The sequence below is a fragment of the Massilia sp. TWP1-3-3 genome (assembly GCF_049897805.1).
GTDB lineage: Bacteria > Pseudomonadota > Gammaproteobacteria > Burkholderiales > Burkholderiaceae_D > Telluria_A.
On record NZ_JAFCWX010000009.1, the window covers coordinates 95,969 to 117,595 of the forward strand.

The 21,627-nt window shown below is 64.9% G+C and carries 18 protein-coding genes; 7 read left to right on the plus strand and 11 right to left on the minus strand.

Features of this window, described 5'->3' with window-relative positions; translation table 11 throughout:
• Position 1: 1 nt before the first annotated feature.
• Both ACP7D4_RS11115 and ACP7D4_RS11120 read right to left on the minus strand, forming a co-directional pair.
• Positions 2-2,911, minus strand: coding sequence for a VIT domain-containing protein (locus ACP7D4_RS11115; RefSeq protein ID WP_426209111.1), 2,910 nt, complete (start codon positions 2,909-2,911; stop codon positions 2-4).
• A gap of 152 nt (positions 2,912-3,063) precedes the next feature.
• Positions 3,064-3,453 carry a hypothetical protein gene (locus ACP7D4_RS11120; protein WP_426104395.1) on the minus strand — a complete coding sequence of 130 codons (390 nt, stop codon included), beginning with the start codon at positions 3,451-3,453 and terminating at the stop codon, positions 3,064-3,066.
• Between the two features lie 185 nt (positions 3,454-3,638).
• Between ACP7D4_RS11120 and ligD the strand changes: the two genes are divergently transcribed.
• Positions 3,639-6,179 carry a DNA ligase D gene (ligD, locus tag ACP7D4_RS11125; RefSeq protein WP_426209113.1) on the plus strand — a complete coding sequence of 847 codons (2,541 nt, stop codon included), beginning with the start codon at positions 3,639-3,641 and terminating at the stop codon, positions 6,177-6,179.
• A gap of 205 nt (positions 6,180-6,384) precedes the next feature.
• Here the strand turns inward: ligD and ACP7D4_RS11130 are convergent, their stop codons facing one another.
• From ACP7D4_RS11130 to ACP7D4_RS11140, 3 genes are read right to left on the minus strand one after another with little or no spacing between them, the layout of a single operon-like run.
• On the minus strand, positions 6,385-6,618 hold the full coding sequence (locus ACP7D4_RS11130; RefSeq protein ID WP_426104398.1) for a hypothetical protein: 234 nt from the start codon (positions 6,616-6,618) through the stop codon (positions 6,385-6,387).
• A gap of 7 nt (positions 6,619-6,625) precedes the next feature.
• Positions 6,626-7,591, minus strand: a complete 966-nt coding sequence (locus tag ACP7D4_RS11135) for a Ku protein (RefSeq protein WP_426209115.1) — start codon at positions 7,589-7,591, stop codon at positions 6,626-6,628.
• A 14-nt stretch (positions 7,592-7,605) separates the two neighbouring features.
• Positions 7,606-8,601, minus strand: coding sequence for an SDR family oxidoreductase (locus tag ACP7D4_RS11140; protein ID WP_426104400.1), 996 nt, complete (start codon positions 8,599-8,601; stop codon positions 7,606-7,608).
• Positions 8,602-8,751: 150 nt separating this feature from the next.
• On the opposite strand from ACP7D4_RS11140, the gene ACP7D4_RS11145 reads away from it, so the two are divergent.
• Together ACP7D4_RS11145 and ACP7D4_RS11150 are read left to right on the plus strand one after the other, a co-directional pair.
• Positions 8,752-10,203: a diguanylate cyclase gene (locus ACP7D4_RS11145; RefSeq protein ID WP_426209117.1), complete on the plus strand. Its 1,452-nt coding sequence runs from the start codon at positions 8,752-8,754 to the stop codon at positions 10,201-10,203.
• A gap of 88 nt (positions 10,204-10,291) precedes the next feature.
• The gene (locus ACP7D4_RS11150; RefSeq protein WP_426209119.1) at positions 10,292-11,926 is read left to right on the plus strand and encodes a SulP family inorganic anion transporter; all 1,635 of its coding nucleotides are present in this window, start codon (positions 10,292-10,294) and stop codon (positions 11,924-11,926) included.
• A gap of 122 nt (positions 11,927-12,048) precedes the next feature.
• On the opposite strand, the gene ACP7D4_RS11155 is transcribed toward ACP7D4_RS11150, so the two are convergent.
• Genes ACP7D4_RS11155 through ACP7D4_RS11180 form a run of 6 tightly spaced genes read right to left on the minus strand, consistent with a single transcriptional unit; the run spans position 12,049 to position 17,931 of the window.
• Complete coding sequence (locus ACP7D4_RS11155; RefSeq protein ID WP_426209121.1) at positions 12,049-12,894, minus strand: GNAT family N-acetyltransferase; 846 nt, start codon at positions 12,892-12,894, stop codon at positions 12,049-12,051.
• A 60-nt stretch (positions 12,895-12,954) separates the two neighbouring features.
• Complete coding sequence (locus tag ACP7D4_RS11160; RefSeq protein WP_426104557.1) at positions 12,955-13,698, minus strand: LytR/AlgR family response regulator transcription factor; 744 nt, start codon at positions 13,696-13,698, stop codon at positions 12,955-12,957.
• A gap of 20 nt (positions 13,699-13,718) precedes the next feature.
• Entirely contained in the window at positions 13,719-14,858 is a 1,140-nt protein-coding gene (locus tag ACP7D4_RS11165) for a sensor histidine kinase (RefSeq protein WP_426209122.1), read from the minus strand.
• Positions 14,855-15,985, minus strand: a complete 1,131-nt coding sequence (locus ACP7D4_RS11170) for a serine hydrolase domain-containing protein (protein ID WP_426209124.1) — start codon at positions 15,983-15,985, stop codon at positions 14,855-14,857. Before ACP7D4_RS11170 ends, ACP7D4_RS11165 begins: the two co-directional genes overlap by 4 nt.
• Before the next feature lie 19 nt (positions 15,986-16,004).
• The gene (locus tag ACP7D4_RS11175; protein WP_426209125.1) at positions 16,005-17,501 is read right to left on the minus strand and encodes a carotenoid oxygenase family protein; all 1,497 of its coding nucleotides are present in this window, start codon (positions 17,499-17,501) and stop codon (positions 16,005-16,007) included.
• Positions 17,502-17,514: 13 nt separating this feature from the next.
• On the minus strand, positions 17,515-17,931 hold the full coding sequence (locus tag ACP7D4_RS11180; RefSeq protein WP_426104411.1) for a DUF2141 domain-containing protein: 417 nt from the start codon (positions 17,929-17,931) through the stop codon (positions 17,515-17,517).
• A gap of 489 nt (positions 17,932-18,420) precedes the next feature.
• Between ACP7D4_RS11180 and ACP7D4_RS11185 the strand changes: the two genes are divergently transcribed.
• Genes ACP7D4_RS11185 through ureC form a run of 4 tightly spaced genes read left to right on the plus strand, consistent with a single transcriptional unit; the run spans position 18,421 to position 21,618 of the window.
• The gene (locus ACP7D4_RS11185) at positions 18,421-19,269 is read left to right on the plus strand and encodes an urease accessory protein UreD (RefSeq protein ID WP_426209127.1); all 849 of its coding nucleotides are present in this window, start codon (positions 18,421-18,423) and stop codon (positions 19,267-19,269) included.
• 11 nt (positions 19,270-19,280) lie between these two features.
• A complete protein-coding gene (gene ureA, locus ACP7D4_RS11190; protein WP_426104558.1) occupies positions 19,281-19,583 on the plus strand; it encodes an urease subunit gamma in 303 nt (100 codons plus the stop codon).
• Positions 19,584-19,592: 9 nt separating this feature from the next.
• The gene (locus tag ACP7D4_RS11195; protein ID WP_426209129.1) at positions 19,593-19,916 is read left to right on the plus strand and encodes an urease subunit beta; all 324 of its coding nucleotides are present in this window, start codon (positions 19,593-19,595) and stop codon (positions 19,914-19,916) included.
• Position 19,917: 1 nt separating this feature from the next.
• Entirely contained in the window at positions 19,918-21,618 is a 1,701-nt protein-coding gene (ureC, locus tag ACP7D4_RS11200) for an urease subunit alpha (RefSeq protein WP_426209130.1), read from the plus strand.
• Positions 21,619-21,627: the final 9 nt, after the last annotated feature.

Below are 21,627 nucleotides of genomic sequence, written 5' to 3' on the forward strand. Positions count from 1 at the left end.
TTTAGGGCTTGACCTCGAACTCCCCGACGAACACCGTTTCGCTGGCTTCCTTCAGGCGCAAGGTAATTAACTGTTCCCTTTGCCGTGCCGTGCCGAATTGGCTGAACAGCGTTACTTGCAGCGTCGTCGCGCCGGCGATGACTTGCTGGCGACTGCCAAAGAAATTGGCTTCGATTTTGTACTTGCCCGGTCGCGCGCGCCGCAGCGAAAACTCTTCCGGACCGTAGCCGCCGGTGAAGTCGCGGGTCATGCGCCCGCCTTGCGCCGTTAGTTGATTCTGGTACGAGCAGCGTTCCCCGGTCGGATCGGTGACGTACAAATCCATGTCGGTGTTGTCCGCGTCCCACGTCATCACCACCCGCAGGTCCAGCGGCAAACTGGCGAGCAGGCGCGGGTCGATACGGCTGGTGTCGAGCTTGTGGCTGCTGGTGGCGACGATGGCGTTCAGTTCGGCCAGTGCGATCGATTCGATGTCGGGAAAACGGTCATGCCACGGCCTGAGCGCCACTTCGTAGAGCATGTCGACGGCTTCTTGCTGGCGGCCCGCTGCGGACAGTGCCAGGCCCAGGTCGCGAAACGATTGCGGCTCTTCCATCGCAATACGCTGCACCTGTTCGAACACGGGGACGGCCAGTTGCGGCTGGCCGGCCTGCAGCAGGCGGTAGCCCAGGATGCGCAGCACGGCGCGGTTTTCAAGGTCCATTTCGGCCAGGTTGGATAACACGCGCAGCGCCAGGTCAGCCTGGCCGCGGGCGGCCAGGATATCGGCCGCATCGAGGAAGAAGGCGCTGCTGTTCGCATAGTCGGCCTTCTGGTCCAGATAGACTTGGTACACCTGGTCAGCCGGGGCGCGCTTGAGGCGGTCCATGTAGGGTGCATTGGCTTCCCACTTGCGCAAGGCAATGCCGATCGACGGCGCTATTTTTCCGGCAGCCGCGAAGTTTGACCGAGTACCGCTGTCCGCCGCCTTTTGCGATTCTTGCGGCGCCATTGCCAGCGCCATCGACCGGCGCGCCGTTACCACTACCGATTCAGGTGGCGGCGGTGGGGGCGCCGTCGCCGGCATTGGTAGAAAGGCTTCCATCGATGGCTGGGCTTCAAGCCGGGCTGCCCCTGCAACAGGCGGCGCCTTGCGCCGGTTGGCCGCAAAGGTGCGCTCCCACCACGTCTTGCGCTCTTCGAACCCCTGCACCACGCGCGCGAAGTGATCGCGGCGCTGGCCGGCGCGCTGCTCGTTTGCGGCGCGCTGCAGGCGCTCATACTCGGCCACCAGCTGCGCGGGCGGCGCGATGCTGTAGCGCAGGTAGTCGCTCACCTCTTCAAGTACGATCAGCGACGTTTCGCGCGTCGGAATGCCGAAGCGGCGACCGATGCGGGCAATTTCGCCGCGATGCGCTTCGAAGTCCGCTTCCAGGGTGCGCAAGCGAAAACTGGCCCACATGGCGCCAGCACGTGGATGCGGCACCGCATCGGCCGGCAGCGGCACGACGATGGTCTCGCGCTTGCCGCCATTGACGAGCGTGACCGTCAGCGCAGCCTGCGGCGAGAGCACGCGGCCCGCCACGCGCAGCATCGCGCCGCGCACCGTATGCGAGTCCATCTCGATCTCGGTGGCGCCGGTGGCGCTGATACTATCGACATGCGCTTCCTGGAACAGCAGTGCTTGCGCCCCCGCGCCGGGCGCGGCCCGGTCGATGGCAATCAACTGGCCGCCCTGGCGCTCGGCCAGCGCCGCCAAGCGCGCGCTGTCGGCGGCCAGGGACGAGGTGAGCGCAAACAGCTGCTGGTGCGCCGCCAGTTGGGGGAAGCGCGCGCCGCCATAGTTGTACAGGCCATCGCTAAAGAGCAGGTACTGGTTAACTGCCGGGTCGACCTTCCAGTCGTTTAGCGCAGTGGCGCCGTCGTACACTGTTGTCTCAAGCGCGCGCCGCAATTGGCTCCAGTTGCCACCCCGTACAGCAAACGTTTGTGTCGCTTCCGGTCGGTCGCGCAGGCGCGTCAGGCGAATTTCCACGTTATTCAGGGCTGTCAGGTAGCGATCCAGTTCGGCCAGTTCAGCGTCCACGGCGCGGTTGGCGCCGGAGCCTGAACTGTCCCACAACAGTCCGATGACGCGCGGGGCGGTGCGCGCCGCGCGTACCGATTTGACGGGAATATCGGCTACGAACCAGGCGGTGTCGCCAAGCTGCTGGCGATACACGCGTGGTTCGGCGCTTGCGCGGGTGACGATGTCGAGCGCGCCGTCGGTGGAAAAGCGCGTGCGGCTGGCGCGCGCTTGAAAGCCGTTGCCAACCTGCTCGAAAGCCAGGCCGGCCAGCGCGCCAGAGGCTTGCGGCGGCGCAGCGCTGTCATTGACACGAATTTTCAGGTCAAGGTCGCGCACCGTGCCGTAGGCCAGCGGCAGCTTGTAGGCCCACGCCTGGGCGCGCCGCACCAGCGCTTCGCTGTAGCGTAGTTCGACGACGCGCACCGCCTGCGGCTCAATCGGATAGACGCGCAGTTTGAAGTTATTCCCTTGGGTGACTTCAAGCAGGCCGGGATCGACCCGTTGCCGCGCCACCGCTTCGAACACTTCCCGGCCGCGCGCCTTGTCGACCGGTACGGCCGGACGCATGTCGCCCTTGATATCGAGCGCAAAGCCGGTGATCTGCTGGCCGTCGGCGAGCGGGAACTGCAGGTTGCCTTCGAGCCGGCGCCGATTCGGATTGAAAAAGACCATCCGCACTGTCGTTTCGGCCATGCCGCCGCTGATGTCGGCGCTGATCTCCAGGCGCTGCAGTTCAATCGGTGTGGCGGCCTTGTCGGCCAGGGTCATGAGTGGCGCGCGCACGCGCTGGGCCGGATGGGTGGCCGGTTGCGCCAATGCGGTGCTCGCGCACAGGAGGATGAGGGTGAAATAGCGCGTCAGCATGGGTCTCTCCAGGTTGCCGGAACGTCCGGCTTACTGATGAAACGTGACTGCGCCAATAAAGGGGTTAAAACGGACGCCCGTTTGGACTACCGAAGCGAAAAGGGCAGGTCCCTTGCGAGACCCGCCCCTTGTTCGGTACTGCCGGACTGAAATTACTTGGCTGCGGCTGCTGCGTCAACCTTGGCATCGACCATCGCGGACGATTTGTCAGCGGCTGCGGCTGCTTTGGCTTTTGCCGATTTACGCTTGGCTTTGGCTTTGGTAACTTTAGCGTCGGCCTTGGCAACTGCGACGTCGCCCTTGGCGTCGGCGGCTACTTTAGCGACTTTGGCGTCGGCCTTGGCATCGGTCTTCATTTCTTTGGCATCGGCCTTGGCGACAGCTTTGTCAGCCTTGACTTCAGCTTTGACAACAGCAGCGGCTGGAGCAGCAGGCACTGCCTTGACCGCTGGGGTGGCAGCCTTTGCCGGGGTCGCTGGATCAGCTGCAAATGCGGAAGTTGCGAACAGGCCTGCGATCAAAACTGCGATGACTTTTTGCATGATGTATCCTTAGATTGGTTTATGGCGTTGCGTTTTATATGTGCTGCAAGGATACAAACGCAGGCCCCACACCTTCGGTTGACATGTTATTTGGAAATTTTGAAATAGTGCTCGGTTAGCTGGCGTACGGTGCGTCCCCGATGCCAGTCATAGACTGATGGTATCTCTCCAGAAGGTACTGCGTCATGCCTGATCCATTAGAACGCTACAAATCCAAACGCGACTTTTCCATCACGTCCGAGCCGGCCGAGGGCGGGGAACAGGGCAAAGAGGAACTCAGCTTCGTGATCCAGAAGCACTGGGCCAGTCGCCTGCACTACGATTTTCGCCTTGAACTGGACGGGACAATGAAAAGCTGGGCCGTGCCCAAGGGGCCGAGCTACGATCCCAAGGACAAGCGCATGGCCGTGCATGTCGAGGATCACCCGATTGCCTATGCCAGCTTCGAGGGCACCATTCCGGAAAAGCATTACGGGGCCGGCAAGGTGATTATCTGGGACAAGGGGACCTGGACGCCGCTGGACGATCCGCACCAGGGCTACGAGGCCGGCAACCTGAAGTTTGAAATGCATGGCCACAAGATGCATGGCAAATGGGCGCTGATCCGGATGAAGGGCAAGGGGGAAAAGCAGGAGCCGTGGCTCCTGATCAAGGAGAAAGATGCGCTGGCGCGTCCGGCGGCCGAGTTTTCGGTCATTGACGAGATGCCCGACAGCGTCAAGGAGCTTGCGCTGCCGGGCGCCGCCAAGCAAACCGCAGCCAAACGCGCAGCCAAGCCTGCCTCCAAGGCCGCGTCCAAAGCCGCCATGCCGTCCGAGGCCGCCATGCCGCCCGAGGCAGTCAAGGCTGCGCTGCCCGCGACGCTGGCCCCGGAGCTGGCAACGCTGGTCGACCAGCCACCGTCCACGCCCCAGGACTGGATTTTTGAAATCAAGTTCGATGGCTACCGCATGCTGGCCCGGGTCGACGGCAAGGACATCAAGCTATTTACGCGCAACGGCAATGACTGGACCCACAAGCTTGGTGCGCTGCACAAGAACCTGTTGAAAGCCAAGCTGGCCGACGGCTGGTACGACGGCGAGATCGTGGTCCACGATGAGCAGGGCCGCCCCAATTTCGGCATGCTGCAGCTGGCGTTCGACGGTTCCGACACCGCCGACATTGTCTATTTCGTGTTCGATGCGCCTTACCTGGACGGCTACGACCTGCGCGAGGTGCCGCTCGAGGCGCGCCGCTTGCTGCTCAAGGCGGCGCTGGGCGAGGACAGCGCCGCGCTGCGCTTTAGCGAGGAATTTGGCACCGATCCCGAGCAACTGGTGCTTGCCGCCTGCAAGCTGGGACTCGAAGGCGTGATCGGCAAACGGCGCACGTCGCGCTACGTCACGCGCCGCTCGCCCGACTGGATCAAGCTCAAATGCGGCCAGCGCCAGGAGTTTGTGATTGCCGGCTACACCGACCCGCAGGGCGCGCGCACCGGCATCGGGGCGCTGCTGCTGGGCGCGCACGATGATCATGGCGTGCTGCAGTACGCAGGCAACGTGGGCACGGGCTTTAATGAAGCAACGCTGCGCGACCTGAAGAAAAAGCTCGACGCGCTGGCCACCGACGAGAGCCCCTTTCCGCCCAAAGCGGTGGCGGGCCGCAAGCATCACTGGGTCAAGCCGACGCTGATCGCCGAGGTCAGTTTCGCCGAATGGACCAGTTCCGGCTCGGTGCGGCACGCCGTGTTCCAGGGACTGCGCGCCGACAAGCAGGCCAAGGCAATCGGCCGCGAAAAAGCACAACCCGTGGAGGAAACCATGCAAACGCGAAGCGAACCGGCAGCACCCAAGGGCAAGCTGCCCGACAGCCTGAAAATCACCAATGGGGAACGGGTGATCGACGCCGAAAGCGGGGCCACCAAGCTTGACCTGATCCGCTATTACGCGCTGGTGGGCAGCCTGATGATGGAGCACCTGAAAGGCAGGCCCGTATCGCTGGTGCGCGCGCCGGCCGGCGTAAGCGGTGAACTGTTTTTCCAAAAGCACGCCGATGTCGCCAAAATGCCGGGCATGAAGCAGATGGACGCCGCACTGGACCCGGAGCATCCAGCGATGCTGGAAGTGGGCAGCGCCCAGGGCTTGTTGTCGGCGGCGCAGTGGAACGTGGTGGAGTTTCACACGCAAAACGCGGTGGGCAAGGCGTACGAGACGCCCGACCGGATGGTGTTCGACCTCGATCCGGGCGAAGGCGTGGAGTTCGCCACCATGCGCGAAGCGGCGCAATTGATGCATGCCTTTCTCGACGAGCTGGGACTGCCGTCTTTTCTCAAGACCAGCGGTGGCAAGGGGCTGCACGTGGTGGTGCCGATCAAGCCGTCCTTGGACTGGGACACGGTCAAGGATTTCTCGCAGGCGATCGTGCGCCACCTGGCCGCCGCGTTGCCCGAGCGTTTTGCGTTCAAGAGCGGGCCGAAAAACCGGGTCGGGAAAATTTTCATCGATTACCTGCGCAACGGGCAAGGGGCGACGACGGCCTGCGCATGGTCGGCAAGGGTGCGCCCCGGGCTGGGAATATCCGTGCCGCTGGCGTGGGATGAATTGGCCAATCTCAAGGCCGGCGACCAGTGGAATGTTAAAAATGCGCACACCAGGCTCGATCGCGGCAACGAACCGTGGGCAGGGTATGCCAAGGCCGCCAAGTCCCTCACGGCAGCGATGAAAAAAATGGATTTCAAACCGGATTAACGGCCTGTGAAGATAAGCCTCCCCCCTTTAATGCTGAGCTCGTGTCGCAATTGGGGGAACTGACCCCGGCGAAGGTTGTGCAATCGTAGGGCGGAAAAGCCCATCGGGCGCATTCCGACATCCGGTACAGCGGCGCCTGCCGACACCCGCGCCGTCCGCTTTCCGGCCCTACCGGCGGCAACGGCCGCTGCCCGCGACCAGCCCGTCAATCCTCATTTTTGACAATGCCCCTGACGTTCAAGGCCAGCAGGCCAACATTGAGCGCAATGAGCGCCCACGCCTCGTCGCCCCAGCCCCACGCGATCCACATCAGGTTCCCGGCGATTAACAGGCAAAACGCCATGATGCGTTTTTCAGCTTTTTTGGACCCCATCCACCACGCCGCTGCAAGGCTGATGGCCATGGCGGGCCACTCAAGGTAAGCAACAATGTCTTCCATAGGCAGCTCAGGCCGATTTGCGACGCGCCGGCGCCGCCTTGGCGGGAGCTGCAGCCTTGCCGGTCTTGGCCGCTGCCGTCTTGGCGCTTGGCGTGCGCTTGGGCGTGCTCTTGGCTTCTTCCACGTCCTCAGCTTCGTCTTGCTCTTCGTGGTTCGCCGCCGTGGTCTTGCCCGCCGGTTTTTTGCCCAGGCTTTGCTGCAGCAGTGCGACCAGGTCGATCACGTTGCCAGACTTGGCAGGCGCTTTTTCCTTGCCCGGCATGGTGATGGTCTTGGTTTCCTTGGCCTTGACCTTTTTCTCGACCAGGGCCAGCACGTCTTCGCGGTAGGTATCGTGGTACTGCTCCGGCTTCCATTCCTCGCTCATACCCTCGACCAGCGCCATCGCCATCTTCAGCTCCTTGTCCGAAATGGCAGCTGCCTTGGCGCCCGAGTCGGGGATTTTCAGGTCGGCGGTGTCGCGGATTTCGTCGCTGTAGCGCAGCGTGTTCATGACGATCGCGTCCCCCACGCACACCAGCACGCACAGGTGCTGCTTGACGCGGATCACGACGTTGGCAATGCCGACCTTGCCCGTCTTGCGCAGCGTTTCGCGCAGCAAGGCATACACCTTGTCGCCGCCCTTGCCGGGGGCGAGATAATAAGGCTGTTCGTAATGCAGCAGCGGCACCTGGTCGGCGTCGACAAAGGCAAGGATGTCGATCGTTTGCGTCGCTTCGGGATTTGCCTGGCGCAGGTCTTCGTCGGACAGCACGACGTATTCGCCATCGCTGTATTCGTAGCCTTTGACGATGTCGTCCCAGGTCACTTCCTGGTCGTTGCCCTTGTTGTAGCGCTTGAAGCCGATGGGCGAAAAATCACGCCGGTCCAGCATGGTCAGATCGAGCGATTGTTCGCGCGCGGCCGAATATATCTCGACCGGAATATGCACCAGCCCGAAGCTGATAGCGCCTTTCCATAAACTGCGTGCCATATGCCCGTCCTTTTTTAGGCGCCGACGTTGCCCGTCACGGGCAGCACTATGCCCGTGATGTAGCTTGAACAAATGGACGAGGCCAGGAACACATAGGCCGGCGAGAGCTCTTCGGGCTGCGCCGGGCGATGCATGTCGGTGTCCTCGCCGAAGGTGGCGATTATTTCGGGTGGCTGGTCGGCCGGATTGAGCGGCGTCCAGACCGGGCCGGGCGCGATGGCATTGACGCGGATCCCTTGGTCGAGCAGGTTCGACGCCAGCGACATGGTAAAGGCGTGGATCGCACCCTTGGTAGCGGAGTAGTCGAGCAGGTGGCCCGCGCCGCGCAGCCCCGTCACCGAACCTGTATTGATGATCGCCGCACCGCGCTTGAGGTGCGGCAGGGCGGCCTTGGCCATGTGAAAGTAACCGTAGATATTGGTGCGCATGGTCTCGTCGAAGCGCTCCTCGGTCAGGTCCATCAGCGAATAGGCATGTTCCTGAAAGGCCGCGTTGTTAACCAGTACGTCGAGGCGGCCAAAGGTTGCTACCACCTTGTCGATCGCATCCTGGCAAAAGACCATGTCCTTGACGTCCCCTGCCACGGTCAGGGCGCGCCTGCCCTCGGCCTCGACGCAGCTGGCCGTGTAGGCCGCGTCTTCATGCTCGTTGAGATAAAGGATGGCGACGTCGGCGCCTTCGCGCGCGAACAAGACCGCCACGGCGCGCCCGATGCCCGAGTCGCCCCCGGTGACCACGGCCACTTGCCCCTCGAGCTTGCCGCTGCCCTTGTAATTGTCTGCCATGAAGCGCGGCTTGAGTTCCATTTCGGACTCAAAGCCCGGCTTTGCGAGATGTTGATGGGGAAAGGGTGGTGCCGGTTGAATAGACGGACCTGCCTGGAAAGGCTCCTGGCTTTCCGACTTGATTGCTTCCCCATCCTTTTGATCTTGCCGGCCTTGAATCGCGCGCTGCTGGTTCGCGACAGACTCGACTGACATGTTTCCGCCTGATTGATTCCCTATGGCCATGATTGCCTCCTCCTATAAAAGCCGAGTATTGGCGCACTCTGTTCGCGCGACCGTGCGCACGCACACACATGAACAGGATTGGTCGTGTGCGCCGCCTTTTATGGCAAACTAAGCCGCATGTGTGGATCAAAGAAATTATCAGGAGAATGCATGTTGCAGCAAGAGCAGAAAATGTCGCATCAGGTCGCCGTGTACCTAAACCCGGTGGCCGAACGGCGCGTGCACTTCCAGTCGCTGTTCGGCGAGCAATTCGCCCGCCTGTTCCTGGCCGACGGCCTCGAACAGGCCCGCGTCTTGCTCGCCCAGCAGGAGGTCGGCCTGCTGGTGATCGACCTGGCGCGCTTTGAACGCGGCTTCGATGGCGAGGCGCTCGGTCAACTGATCGGCCAGCGCGCGGGCGCGCCCACCTTGCTGCTGTGCCCATTTGAAAGCGCCGGCTGGCTGCCGCTCTTGATGTCCTTCGGCCCCATCACCTACGCCATATCGCCGCTGGCCGACGAGCACTTGCTCAGGCAAGTGCAGGCCGGAGATGCCATGGCGGCGCCCCCGGACGAAGAGCGCCTGCGCGCCTTGCTCGCCACCGACGCCCGGCTGCAGCACGCTGTCGCGCATGAGGACGGCCTTGCCAACATGGCCGGGCGCCTGTGCGCGGCCATCGCCTGCCTTCCCGGCGTGATGCACGCGTCGCTGTTTCATGCGCGCGACGGGGGCGAACTCCAGCTCGAGGCGCAGCACTCGACGACTGGCCTGAGCCTGGCGCGCGTGCTGTATCGAACCGACCGCCTGATGCATTCGCCGCTGCGGCATGCGTTTCCCGGCCTGCTGGCTGCTTGCACCGGCGAGATGGCGCTGCTGGACGCGCCGGCCAAGTGCGGCGAACCGGAGCTGGCGGTGGCGCTGGTTGATTGCGGCGTGGAGATGGTGCTGGCGGTGCCGTTACCGGTGGGCCGCAGCGGCGCGCAGCGCGGCTCGCTGTGCCTGATGTTTGACACAGCGCGCCAGTTTTCAGCTGTGGAGTTGAGCGCCTTTGGCGGTTTTGCCCAATTGGCCGGCGTTGCCCTGCGCGTGGCTGACCTGAGCCGCGAGAATGAGCAATTGGCGGGTCGGCTTGTCCACATGTCGAGTAGCGATGCGCTCACGGGCGTGGCCAACCGGCGCCACGGCGAATATCTGCTCTCGCTCGAAGTGCGGCGCGCGCGGCGCTACCACGTGCCGCTGGCGCTGATCGCGTTCGATGTGGACCGTTTCAAGGCCATCAACGACCAGTACGGCCATCCCGTGGGCGACGGGGCGATCCGGGCGGTGGCCGAAGCGGCGCAGGCAGCGCTGCGCAACAGCGACGTGCTGGTGCGTTCGGGCGGCGATCAATTCCAGATCATCGCGCCGCATACCAGCGCGATCGATGCGCTCAAGGTCGCCGAAAAGATCCGCCTGGCCATCGCCGCGACCGATATTCCCGGCTGCGACAGGGTGACGGTGAGTCTGGGCGTGGGGCAGGTGTCGGAGCAGGAGACGCCGGACGCGCTGGTGGTGCGGGTGGACGCGGCGCTGGCCCGGGCCAAGCGCGCAGGGCGCAACTGCGTGGAGCTGGCGATGTCATAGGCTGGTGCCGGCAGGAGGCGAGGGGGCCGGCCTTGGGGGAACGCAGCGGCGGTGTTAAGCTGACGCTTTTCCCCACAGTCCTTCCAACATGCTCCACTGGCTCAGGCACTACCGGCGCTCGCTGCTGGCGGGCGACATCAGCGCCGGCATCGTCGTCGCCATGATGATGGTCCCGCAAGGCATGGCTTACGCGCTCGTCGCCGGCCTGCCGCCGGTGGTCGGCCTGTACGCCAGCATCGTGCCGCCGCTGCTGTACGCGCTGTTCGGCTCGAGCATGACGCAGTCGGTCGGGCCAATGGCCATCACGTCGCTGATGACCGGCGCCGCGCTGGCGGCCATTCCCAACGTCGGCCCCGGCCTGTACATGGTGCTCGCCGCCCAGCTGGCGCTGCTGTCGGGCGCCGTGCTGCTGCTGTGCGGCCTGCTGCGGGTCGGCTTTCTCGCCAATTTTTTCTCGCGTCCGGTGATGAGCGGTTTTACCATCGGCGCGGCGCTGCTGATCGCGTGGGGGCAGGTCGAACCGCTGCTTGGCGGTTCCGTGCGCACCCTCCACCTGCCCAGTGCCGCGCTGGGACTCGGTTCGCTCGCGGCGCTGTTCCTGGCGCGCCAGTTTCTCGCCGCGCTGCTGCGCGCGGCCGGCATGCGCGCCGGCGCGGCCGACGTCGTCGCGCGCCTGGCGCCCATGTTCGTGGTGCTTGGCGCCACGCTGCTGGTCGCCGCGCTGGACCTGGGCGGCGCCGGCGTTCACCTGACGGGCGAGGTGCCATCCGGCCTGCCGGGCCTGAATTTGGCCAGCTCCGCGCGGCACTGGCCGCAGCTGGTGAAGCCGGCGCTGCTGATCGGGTTTGTCATTTTCCTCATCAGCATGTCGGCCGCGCAGACGCTTGCGCTGCGGCGCCAGGAAAAGCTGCAAAGTAATTACGAGCTGGTTGGGCTGGGTCTGGCCAACATCGGCAGCGCGCTGACCGGCGGCTTTCCCGTCACCGGCAGCATCTCGCGTTCGGCGGTCAATTTTTCGGCGGGCGCCAACACGCCGCTGGCAAGCGTCATCAGCGCCGCCCTGCTGGCGCTGGCGCTGGTCGCGCCCACCGGCTGGCTGGCGCTGCTGCCGCTGCCCACCTTGGCCGCCACCATCATCGTCGCGGTGCTCGGCATGCTCGAACTGTCGACGCTGCGCACGGCCTGGCGCTACGACCGCGGCGACGCGCTGGCGCTGCTCGCTACACTGGCCGGCGTGCTCTCGCTTGGCATCGAGGCCGGGGTTGTGCTGGGCGTGCTGCTGTCGATGGGGAACCTGATCTGGCGCGCCAGCCGGCCGCACATCGCCGTGCTTGGCCGCATCGCCGGCTCCGAGCACTTTCGCAATATCGAGCGCCACCCGGCCCAGACCACGCCCGATGTGCTGATGCTGCGCATTGACGCCAACCTGTTTTTCGGGAACGTGGAAGCGGTCAACGCACGCATCGAAGAAGAACTCCAAGCGCACCCGGACACGCGCCACCTGGTGCTGGTGATGACGGCCGTCAGTTCGATCGATACATCAGCCTTGTTCGGACTGGAAGAACTGAACCTCTCGCTCAGGCAGCGCGCGATCGGCCTGCACCTGGCCGAAGTCAAGGGGCCGGTGGTGGACCGGCTGCGCCATAGCGACTTGATCGACGCCTTGAACGGCAAGGTGTTCCTGAGCGCGGCCATGGCGTGCGAAACGCTCAGCGCGCAATGAGCGCGGGACAATTTGCCAGCGACGGCTTCGCGCCGGCCGAGCGGGTCCTGTCGGCCATGCCTGCGCTGCCGCGCTGCAGTTAGGCGCTGCAGTTAGGCGCTGCAGTTAGGCGCTGCAAAAGCTTAAAGCACGCCCCGCGTGGTCCACGGCGCGAGCGTCACCGTGGCGTAGTCGCCCACCACGTTAAAACCGATCGCGCGATAGGCTGCCTGCGCGGCGGCGTTGCTGCGGCCCGTGGCCAGGACCGCTTCCACCACGCCCACGTCGCGCGCAATGGCCAGCGCGCCGGCTACCACCGCGCGTGCATAGCCGTGGCCGCGCAGTGCGGGCGGTGTCCACACGTTTCCAATCTGGACCATCCCCGGCAAGCGCGCGTTAAACGAGCAGCACGCCAGCGCCTGTTCGCCTTCGAGGATGAATAGACTGCCGGCGGGGAGCAGGGCGGCGATGTCGGCGCCGCTGGTGAGCATGGTTTTCTCGCCTGGCGCATCGTTCAGCGTGGCCTGACGAAATGCGTAGCGCCAGGCCACCAGGTGCTCAAAGTCGCTCTCCACTGCCACCCGGCAGCGCACCTGTTCCTGCGCCAGGATGGCGGGCACGCGCAGGTCCGCCAGCGCGAGCGCAAACAGGTCTTCGGCGGTGTCCTTGAGCAGCCCCACCTGGCCCAGACCCATGTCGCGCAAGGCGCTGCGCACCTGCACCAAGGGACCAAAAAATCCGGCCAGCCGGCGCGCGCTGTCATTCAGGACGGCGGTGGCGACGGCGCCGGCGCACTGCGGCGCCTGCAGCAAGACCATCCCGCTTGGCGCCTGGGTGGCGGCGGCGACAATGCGACCCTGATCACGCGCGACGAAAAAGGCGCCCGTGGCGCGCCGAAGTTCCGAGCGCAAATAGGCCGAACTGTGGGCGTGCAGGGTTAAAAAGGCGTCCAGTTCAAAGGCGTCATGGACGCGGCTTATCTCAATCACGATTCGATTCTACGGCGCGTTAAAGGTGTCGCGTCAAATCTTCGAGCCGCTGGCATGGCCTCACATCTGGCGAAAGAGATCAGCATAGTTGCGGCTGACGGTCAATTGCTCGGTGCGGCCTTTGAGCTTGACCACCAGGCGCCCGCGAAAGTCGGTATGCGTTCCCGCCACGTGCCGGGCGGCGACGATTGCGCTGCGGTGGATCTGCCAGAACCGCGATTCGTCGAGCTGCTCGCGCAGTTTGGAGAGCGGCGTGCGGATCAGGCATTCTTCGTCCTGCAAAAAGACGCTGGTGTATTTGTCATTGCTCTGAAAGTACACCACTTCATCGATGGCGATCAGGCGCGTTTCGTCCCCGTGCGCGGCGCGTATCCATTGCAGCGGCGCGGGCGCCGCCAGGATGGGCGCGGCGGCCGGCGCCAAATGGCCAAGCAGCGCGCGCAAGGCGTCGGCCGGCACGCCGGGCGCGGCGGCCTGCAGCGCGGCCTTGACCTTGGCCACCGTTCTGGCCAGGCGCTCGGCGCCCACGGGCTTGAGCAGGTAGTCCAGCGCCGAATGCTCGAACGCGTCCACCGCATACTGGTTGTGCGCGGTGATGAACACGATGTGCGGCGCCTTGCCGTCGCTGGCCAGCTTTTCGGCCAGGCCCAGCCCGGACAGGCCCGGCATCTGGATGTCGAGGAACACGACGTCCGGGGCCAGTTCGTCGATCAGGCGCAGCGCATCGAGGCCGTTGACGGCCTTGGCGACGATGCGCAGTTCCGGCCACGCGGCGGCCAGCTGCGCTTGCAGGTACTCGAGCAGTTGCGGTTCGTCGTCGGCGATCAGGGCGCGGGGTTGGTTGATGGCAGGCTCTCCGTAAGTGGCAGCACAATGCGCAGCGTGATGCCGCAGGGTTGATTTTCCAATAATTGTACCTGAGCGGCGCCGTGATACAAACTGCGCAACCTGGCGCGCAGGTTGGACAGGCCCACGCCGCCGCCCGGCTTGACGGGCGCGCCGGACAGGCCGGCCCCGGTATCGCTCACTTCGATCAACAACTGGCCGTGCTGGCGCAACGCGCGCAGTACGATCTCGCCGCCTTCGACCTTCGGCTCCAGGCCGTGCGCGACCGCGTTTTCCACCACCGGCTGCAGCAGCATCGGCGCGATCACGATGTCGCGGCAGCCCGCTTCGATTTCGTAGCGGTAGCGCAGGCGCGGCCCCATGCGCACCGCCAGCACGTCGAGGTAGGCGGCCACCAGGTCCAGTTCCGCGCCCAGCGTGGCGCTGTCGGCGCGGCTGGCGTCGAGCGAGGCGCGCAGGTAATCGATGAAGCGTTCCAGCATGTGGCGCGCCTGGGTCGGCCGGGTGTCGATCATGCCGACCACATTGGCCAGCGTGTTGTACAAAAAATGCGGCTCGATCTGCGCCTGCAGCGAGCGCAGCCTGGCTTCGGCCACCAGTTGCGCGGCGCTGGCGATCTGCTCGCGCTGGCGCAGCGCCAGTGTTTCGGTGGCGATGCGCCGCTCGCCAAGGACGAACACGGCGAACATGAAGATGGCCGTGAACAGGGCAAAAGGCAGCAGCGTCATGGCCGCGCCGCGCGTCATGTAATGCAGGGGGTTGACGCCCTTGAGCAGCGCGCTGCCCAGCACCGTGCCGAGCACCACGCAGCCTGCCACAAGCACGACGTAAAAGAGCAGGCGCGGCAGGCCGCGCGCGCGCGCCGGCCACGCTTGCAGCAGGGGACTGGTCACCGTCATGGCGCCGTGGATCAGGTAACCAATCGTGTTCGACAGCACCAGCGAAGGGTAGAGATCGGCCCAGAATGTGCCGCTGCGCTCGCTGAACATCCGGTTCACGACCACCAGGAACAGCGCCAGCAATGTGTTCCAGATGCCCGTGTAGAGCAAATTGCGCGCGGGCGAACCGGGCCAGCGCCGGAAGTAAGGAATCAAGTCGAGCGGGTGCATGCTGGTCATGGCGCGCCTTTTTCAGTGTTGGCCGCCGGGCCGTATTCCCATTCCCACGGCATGCCGGTGGCGCCCAGTACCAGGTGCGCCAGCTCGGGATAAATGCGTTCTGCCCGCACGTCGTTGGAGAGCATGACGATGCAGCGCCGGCCCGCCTCCTGGCAGATCACCATGTTCGCGGTAGTGTCATTGTGGCCGCCCTTGAACCACGTCAGGGCGCCGGCGTGGCGAAAGGTCACCACGCCCAGGCCCGCGGCCAGTGCAATACGCGCGTTGTCCGGATTGACGCCGGGCGCCAGGGTGGGGAACTGGCGGCTGGACGTGATCGGCAAATGCGCCCTGACCAACTGCGCGCGCGCTGCGGCGGAGAGACCTTCGCCGCGCACGATGCCGGACCATAGGCGTGCCTGGTCGGCGATGGTGGTGTCCATCGACCCCGCAGCGCGGACGCGGCTGCGCTGGTCATGCGCTTGCATGCTGCCATCGATGCCAAAGCCATCGGCCAGGTCAGTGGCGAAGTCGGCGCGCCAGGTCATGCCGGTGCGCGTCATGCCGAAGCGGTCGAACACCCGCCGCTGCATTTCCTTGCCGGTGTCCAGCCCCAGGCCCTGTTCCAGCACGAGCTGCAGGATGTAAAAGCCTTCGCCTGAATAGGCGTAGCGGCTGCCTGGCGTGAAGTGAAAGCGCAGCTTTTGGTCGGGCTCGAGCCAGCGGAAGTTGGCAAAGCCGCCGGCGTGCGTGAGCAGGATGCGTGGCGTCAGCTTGCGCCAGCGCTCGTCGCCTTCCAGGTCGGAAAAATCGAAGCCGGCGTCCCGATATTGGGGCAAGAGGCGCGGCAGGGGGCGCGGCAGCAGCGCGGCGATCGAGGCATCCAGGTCGAGCCGGCCCTCATCAGCGAGCTGCAGCAGCAAGTAAGCAAAGGCGGTCTTGGTCAGTGAGGCGCCATACATGACCGTGTCTTGCGTCAGCGGCTGCGACCCATTGCGCCGGCCATAGGCGCTCACCTTCACCACGGCGCCGTTGTCGATCAGCGCCAGGGCCAGGCCCTCGACATTTTCGCGTGTCATCAGGCGCGCGGCCTGCGCGTCAAGGTCTGGAGCAACGCTGGCGCAGCCGGCCAGCACTAGGAGCAGCATGAACGGTGCAGCACGCATCTTAGCTTTGAAGGAAATTGCCATGGAAGCATTGTGGCGCACGGTAGGGCAGGCGCGCAAGTGCAACCGGTCCCGCGCTGACGCGGCTGGCGTCAAATACCGTCAACACGGTTTGCGCGCGCCGGGTGTCTTGCGCCACCCCGACCAGATAGCCGTCGGTTTCGGACCTGGCGTTGGCGCGCGGGACCAGCACATGTTCCTCGACTTGCCAGCCGGCGTCGAAAAGGTGGGAATCTGCCTTGCCGTTGTCGGTGTCGACCAAGTTGACGGTATCGAATTTGACGTCGGTCTTGCGCGGCGAGCTGCTGATCAGGGCCAGCCTGCGATGGCGCTGCGCGACCACGTGCGGCATCACGCGCGGGAACTCGCTGGCCGCCAGCATGCGTTCGATGCTCGCCTGGCCCGTCGCGTAATTGAGCGTGACGTGCACGCAATCGCTGCGCTGGTCCCGGTTCTTCTGGCGCTCGCCCTGCATCAGGCGCGCCAGGTCGCCCAGCACGTCGCCGGCATGGAGCACCACGTCAAAGCGGGTTGCGGCGCCGTCATCCCAGGCGTTCCCGAAGTGAAAAACCATCAGCGGCGGCAGCTCGAACACCTGGCGTACCTTCAGCGTCGCCTTGGAGACGACGATGGCACGCAGCGGGCGCGCGCTGGCGCCGCTGCCGGCCCAGTGATGCTGCTCGGCGAAGCTCTTGTCCTCGGCCGCCACCATGTCGTACGGCGGCACCAGGAAAATCAGGTGCCTGGCGCTGACCACGAAGTCGTGCACCATGGCCAGTTGCGGCACGTCGATCACGGCGTGCGACAGCATCTGGCCGTTGGCGCCGATACGGTAGATCACCAGCTTGTCGGCGCCGGACAGGGCGCCGAAGTTCCACATGCCGCCGTCCGGATCGAGCTTGGGGTGGGCCGAAAACGGCATCGACTTCAGTTCGTCGGTCCAGGTTTTGAGGCCCACCGTGGCCAGCGTGAGCGGATCGACCTCGGTGGCCGAGCCGCCTTCCCACAACGCGTACACGCGGCCCTGGAACGGCAGCAGGTTGGTATTGGCCGCATTCAAGGTGTCGTTGTCCTTGATGCCGCGGCGCGCAATGTGGGTGCCGAACGTGGGGTACAGGAATTGGCCCGCCGCCGACTCCTCGGTGAATTTTTGCGTGGCGACGAAGCGGCCGCGGTGGCTCACCTTGCCGTCGGCAATCTGCCAGCGCTGGGCGAAGCCGTCGCCGTCGAACAGGTGGTGATAGCGTTCGCCGCCCAGTTCGAGGCGCCCGGGCCCGTTGCGGTAAAAAATGCCGTTCAGGTCGGCGGGAAGGCGGCCCGTGACTTTGGCCTCGCCGGCTTTTTCGCCGACAGTGTCGGCATACACGACCAGGCTCGGGTCGCGCTGCAGCGCCGCCTGGAAGCGCTTGAAGGTGGCGGCGTCGGCCAGCGCGGCGCCGGAGGTGAGGGCGAGAGCGCCGAAAGCGGCGCCGGAGGAGAGAAATTTGCGGCGGTCCATGCTGTTTTCCCCCTTATTTCAGTGACACGCGCAGGCTGGCGCCGGCGGCGGGCAGTACGAATCGGGCGCTGGCATAGCTCGGTGGCCCCATTTTTCCCAACGCGTTATTGCTGAAGCCGTAGTCTTCGGTGGGGATGCCGAGCAGGTTCCGGTCCATCTTGCCATTCGCGTTGGCGTCGTGGTAGACGGCGAAGGCATAGTCGCCCTCCGGCAGATCCCCGATGACGACGGTAGTGCCGTTCAGCGTGGCGGGCGCGCCGCCGGACTTGGCCGCAGCCTTGAGGAAGGTGCCTTCCGAATTGAAAACGGCGACCAGCACGCTGCCGGTAGCGGCCTTGACGTCGTCGACCTGAATGGTGAGATCGGCGGCGCCGGCGAGGCCGGTGGCCAGGCTTGTGACGAGGAAGGCGGTCTTGATCAGGGTGTGCATGGTTGTCTCCGGTGGTGTGGTTGCGATGCATGCCACTGTAGGGAAAAGCCGGCGCCGCAAGTTGGTGATGCGACCAATGGCAGCAAAACGGCGCCAGTTGCAGCCACGCGCCGCCAGTTGCGGCGATCAGCCGGGGGCTGCCTGCACCGGCACAGGATAGCGGGCAAATTGCGCTCGTCATGCACAGCGCATTGACCCGGAAAAACGGCAGGACTACGATCATCTTACGCTCAGCCGCAGGGCGAAAAGACCAGCTTGCACTTGCGACGGGCATGGTGTGCCAGGCGGTGCACCGGCACGGTGCGATCCGGTGTTGGATGTTGCTGTAGTTGCTGTAGTGGCTGTAGTTGCTGTAGTTGCTGTCTGGTGCGCCAGGGTGGGGGCCCTGGTGCGTCCTGAAAGGGTCAGGGGTGTCCGTTGGGTTCGGATGCCCCTTTTTTTGCGTCCTTGCAGATATTGGGCTGGCATGCATCCTGCTAAGTAGAAAATATGCCCGACTCCACCCACCCATCCTCCGTCGACGCCAGCGCCTGGCAAGCCAGCCTGCGGCTGCGCTTCGCCGACGATGCCGGTACCACGCGTTTGGTCGAACGCGCGCACAGCGGACCGCTGCGAGTCCAGAAGCCGCTTTATCCCGAAGGCGCGCACATCTGCCACGCGATCGTGATCCATCCGCCGGGTGGCGTGGTCGGCGGCGACCGCCTCGCGATCGACGTCGGCGCCGGCCCCGCCACGCATGCCTTCCTGACGTCGCCGGGCGCCGCCAAGTGGTACCGCGCCAACGACAAGCTGTCGATGCAGGACGTGCACATCAGCGCCGGCGCCGGGGCGTGCGTCGAGTGGATGCCGCAGGAAGCCATCTTTTTCAATGACGCCAACGTGCGCATGACGCACCAGGTCGAACTGGCGGCCGACGCGCGCTACATCGGGGCCGAGATCCTGTGCTTTGGCCGCAGCGCCTCGGGCGAACGTTTTGACAGCGGCGCCGTCGCCCAGCGCACCGGCATCCGGCGCGCGGGCAAGCTGCTGTGGTGGGAGCAGGGTATGCTGACAGGGGGCAGTGCGGCCATGCACAGCGTGTTCGGCCTGCATGGCGCGACCGTCTGCGCCACGCTGATCGGGGTCGGCGTTGGGCCGGGTGTGCCGGCGCCGCTGCTGGCGGCCATGCGCGCGCTCGATCCGGCGCTTGCCGTCACGCAGATCAAACCGGTGTTCGTCGCGCGCCTGCTGTGCGCCGACAGCGAACGGGCGCGCCGCGTCGTTACCGGCGTATGGCAATTGCTGCGCCCTTACTTGCTCGGCTGCGCCGCGCCGGTGCCGCGCATCTGGAATACCTGATTGGAGGCCGCATGGACCTGACACCCCGCGAAAAAGACAAGCTGCTCATTTTTACCGCCGGCCTGCTGGCCGAAAGGCGCCTGGCGCGCGGACTGCGCCTGAACTATCCGGAGGCGGTGGCGCTGATCAGCGCGGCCATCATGGAGGGCGCGCGCGAGGGCAAGAGCGTGGCGCAGCTGATGTCCGAAGGCGCCCGCATCCTGAGCCGCGCCGACGTCATGGAAGGCATCGCCGAGATGATCCCCGACATCCAGGTCGAGGCCACTTTCCCGGACGGCAGCAAGCTTGTGACCGTCCACAATCCGATTCCGTAGAAGGTTGCCATGATCCCTGGTGAATATTTGCTCGAGGACGACGATATCACCTTCAACCTCGATCGCGCATGCGTGACGCTGGTCGTTGCCAACAGCGGCGACCGCCCGATCCAGGTCGGCTCGCACTTTCATTTTTTCGAAGTCAATACGGCTCTCAAGTTCGGGCGCAGCGCGGCCATTGGCATGCGCCTCAATATCGCGGCCGGCACGGCTGTGCGCTTCGAGCCGGGCCAGCAACGCACCGTCGAACTGGTGGCGCTGGCCGGAGAGCGCCGTGTGTTCGGCTTTAACGGCCTGGTGATGGGCGAGCTGCCGCCTGCGGGAGCGAACTGACATGCCGTCCATTACCCGCCGCGCCTACGCCGAAATGTACGGCCCCACCACCGGGGACCGCATCCGCCTGGCCGACACCGAGCTGTTCATCGAAATCGAGAAGGACTTCGCCTTGTATGGCGAAGAGGTCAAGTTCGGCGGCGGCAAGGTGATCCGCGACGGCATGGGCCAGTCGCAGCGCGTGCACGCGCTGGTAATGGACACCGTCATCACCAACGCCGTCATCGTCGACCATTGGGGTATCGTCAAGGCCGACATTGGCATCAAGAACGGCCTGATCGCCGCCATCGGCAAGGCCGGCAATCCGGACATCCAGCCAGGCGTGACGATGGCCATCGGCGGGGCGACCGAGATCATCGCCGGCGAAGGCAAGATCGTCACCGCCGGCGGGGTCGATACGCACATCCACTTCATCTGCCCCCAGCAAATCGAGGAGGCCTTGATGAGCGGCGTGACCACGATGATAGGCGGCGGCACCGGCCCCGCCACCGGTACAGCTGCCACCACCTGCACGCCGGGGCCGTGGCATCTGCATTCAATGCTGGCCGCTGCCGATGCGTTTCCGATGAATCTGGGCTTCATGGGCAAGGGCAATGTGAGCCTGCCGGCGCCGCTGGAAGAACAGGTGCTGGCCGGTGCGGTGGGCCTCAAATTGCACGAGGACTGGGGCAGTACCCCGGCCGCCATTGACAATTGCCTGGCCGTGGCCGACCGCATGGACGTGCAGGTGGCGCTGCATTCCGATACCCTGAACGAGGGCGGTTTTCTGGAAACCACGCTGGCCGCCTTCAAGGACCGCACCATTCACACCTTCCATACCGAAGGTGCCGGCGGCGGACACGCGCCGGACATCATCGCCGCGGTAGGCCAGGCCAACGTGCTGCCATCGTCGACCAATCCCACCCGCCCGTTCACCGTCAATACGCTCGACGAGCACCTCGACATGCTGATGGTGTGCCACCACCTCGACCCGGCTATCGCCGAGGATGTTGCCTTTGCCGAGTCGCGCATCCGGCGCGAGACTATCGCGGCCGAGGACATCCTGCACGACATCGGCGCCATCTCGATGATGTCGTCCGATTCGCAGGCCATGGGCCGCGTGGGCGAAGTCATCATGCGCACCTGGCAGACGGCGCACAAGATGAAAGTGCAGCGCGGGCCGCTGGCGCCGGACAGCTCTCGCAACGACAATTTCCGGGTCAAGCGCTACATCGCCAAGTACACCATCAACCCGGCCATCACGCACGGCGTGGCACACGTGGTCGGCTCGCTCGAAGTGGGCAAGATCGCCGACATCGTGCTGTGGAAGCCTGCCTTTTTCGGCGTCAAGCCGTCGATCATCCTGAAAGGGGGCATGATCGCCGCGGCGCAGATGGGCGACCCGAACGCGTCGATCCCGACCCCGCAGCCGGTGCACTACCGGATGATGTTCGGCGCCTATGGCGGCGGGCTGAAAAAGTCCTTCACTTTCGTCTCGCAGGCCGCTTTCGACGCCGGCATCAAAGAGCGGCTGGGCCTGTTCAAGGACGTGATTGCGGTGCGCGGCATGCGCCACCTGCGCAAGACCGACATGATCCACAACGGCGCCACGCCGAGCATGGAAGTCGACCCAGAAACCTACCAAGTGCGCGCCGACGGCCAGTTGCTGGTCTGCGAAGCGGCAGCCGTGCTGCCGATGGCGCAGCGTTATTTTTTGTTTTAAGGAGAACCC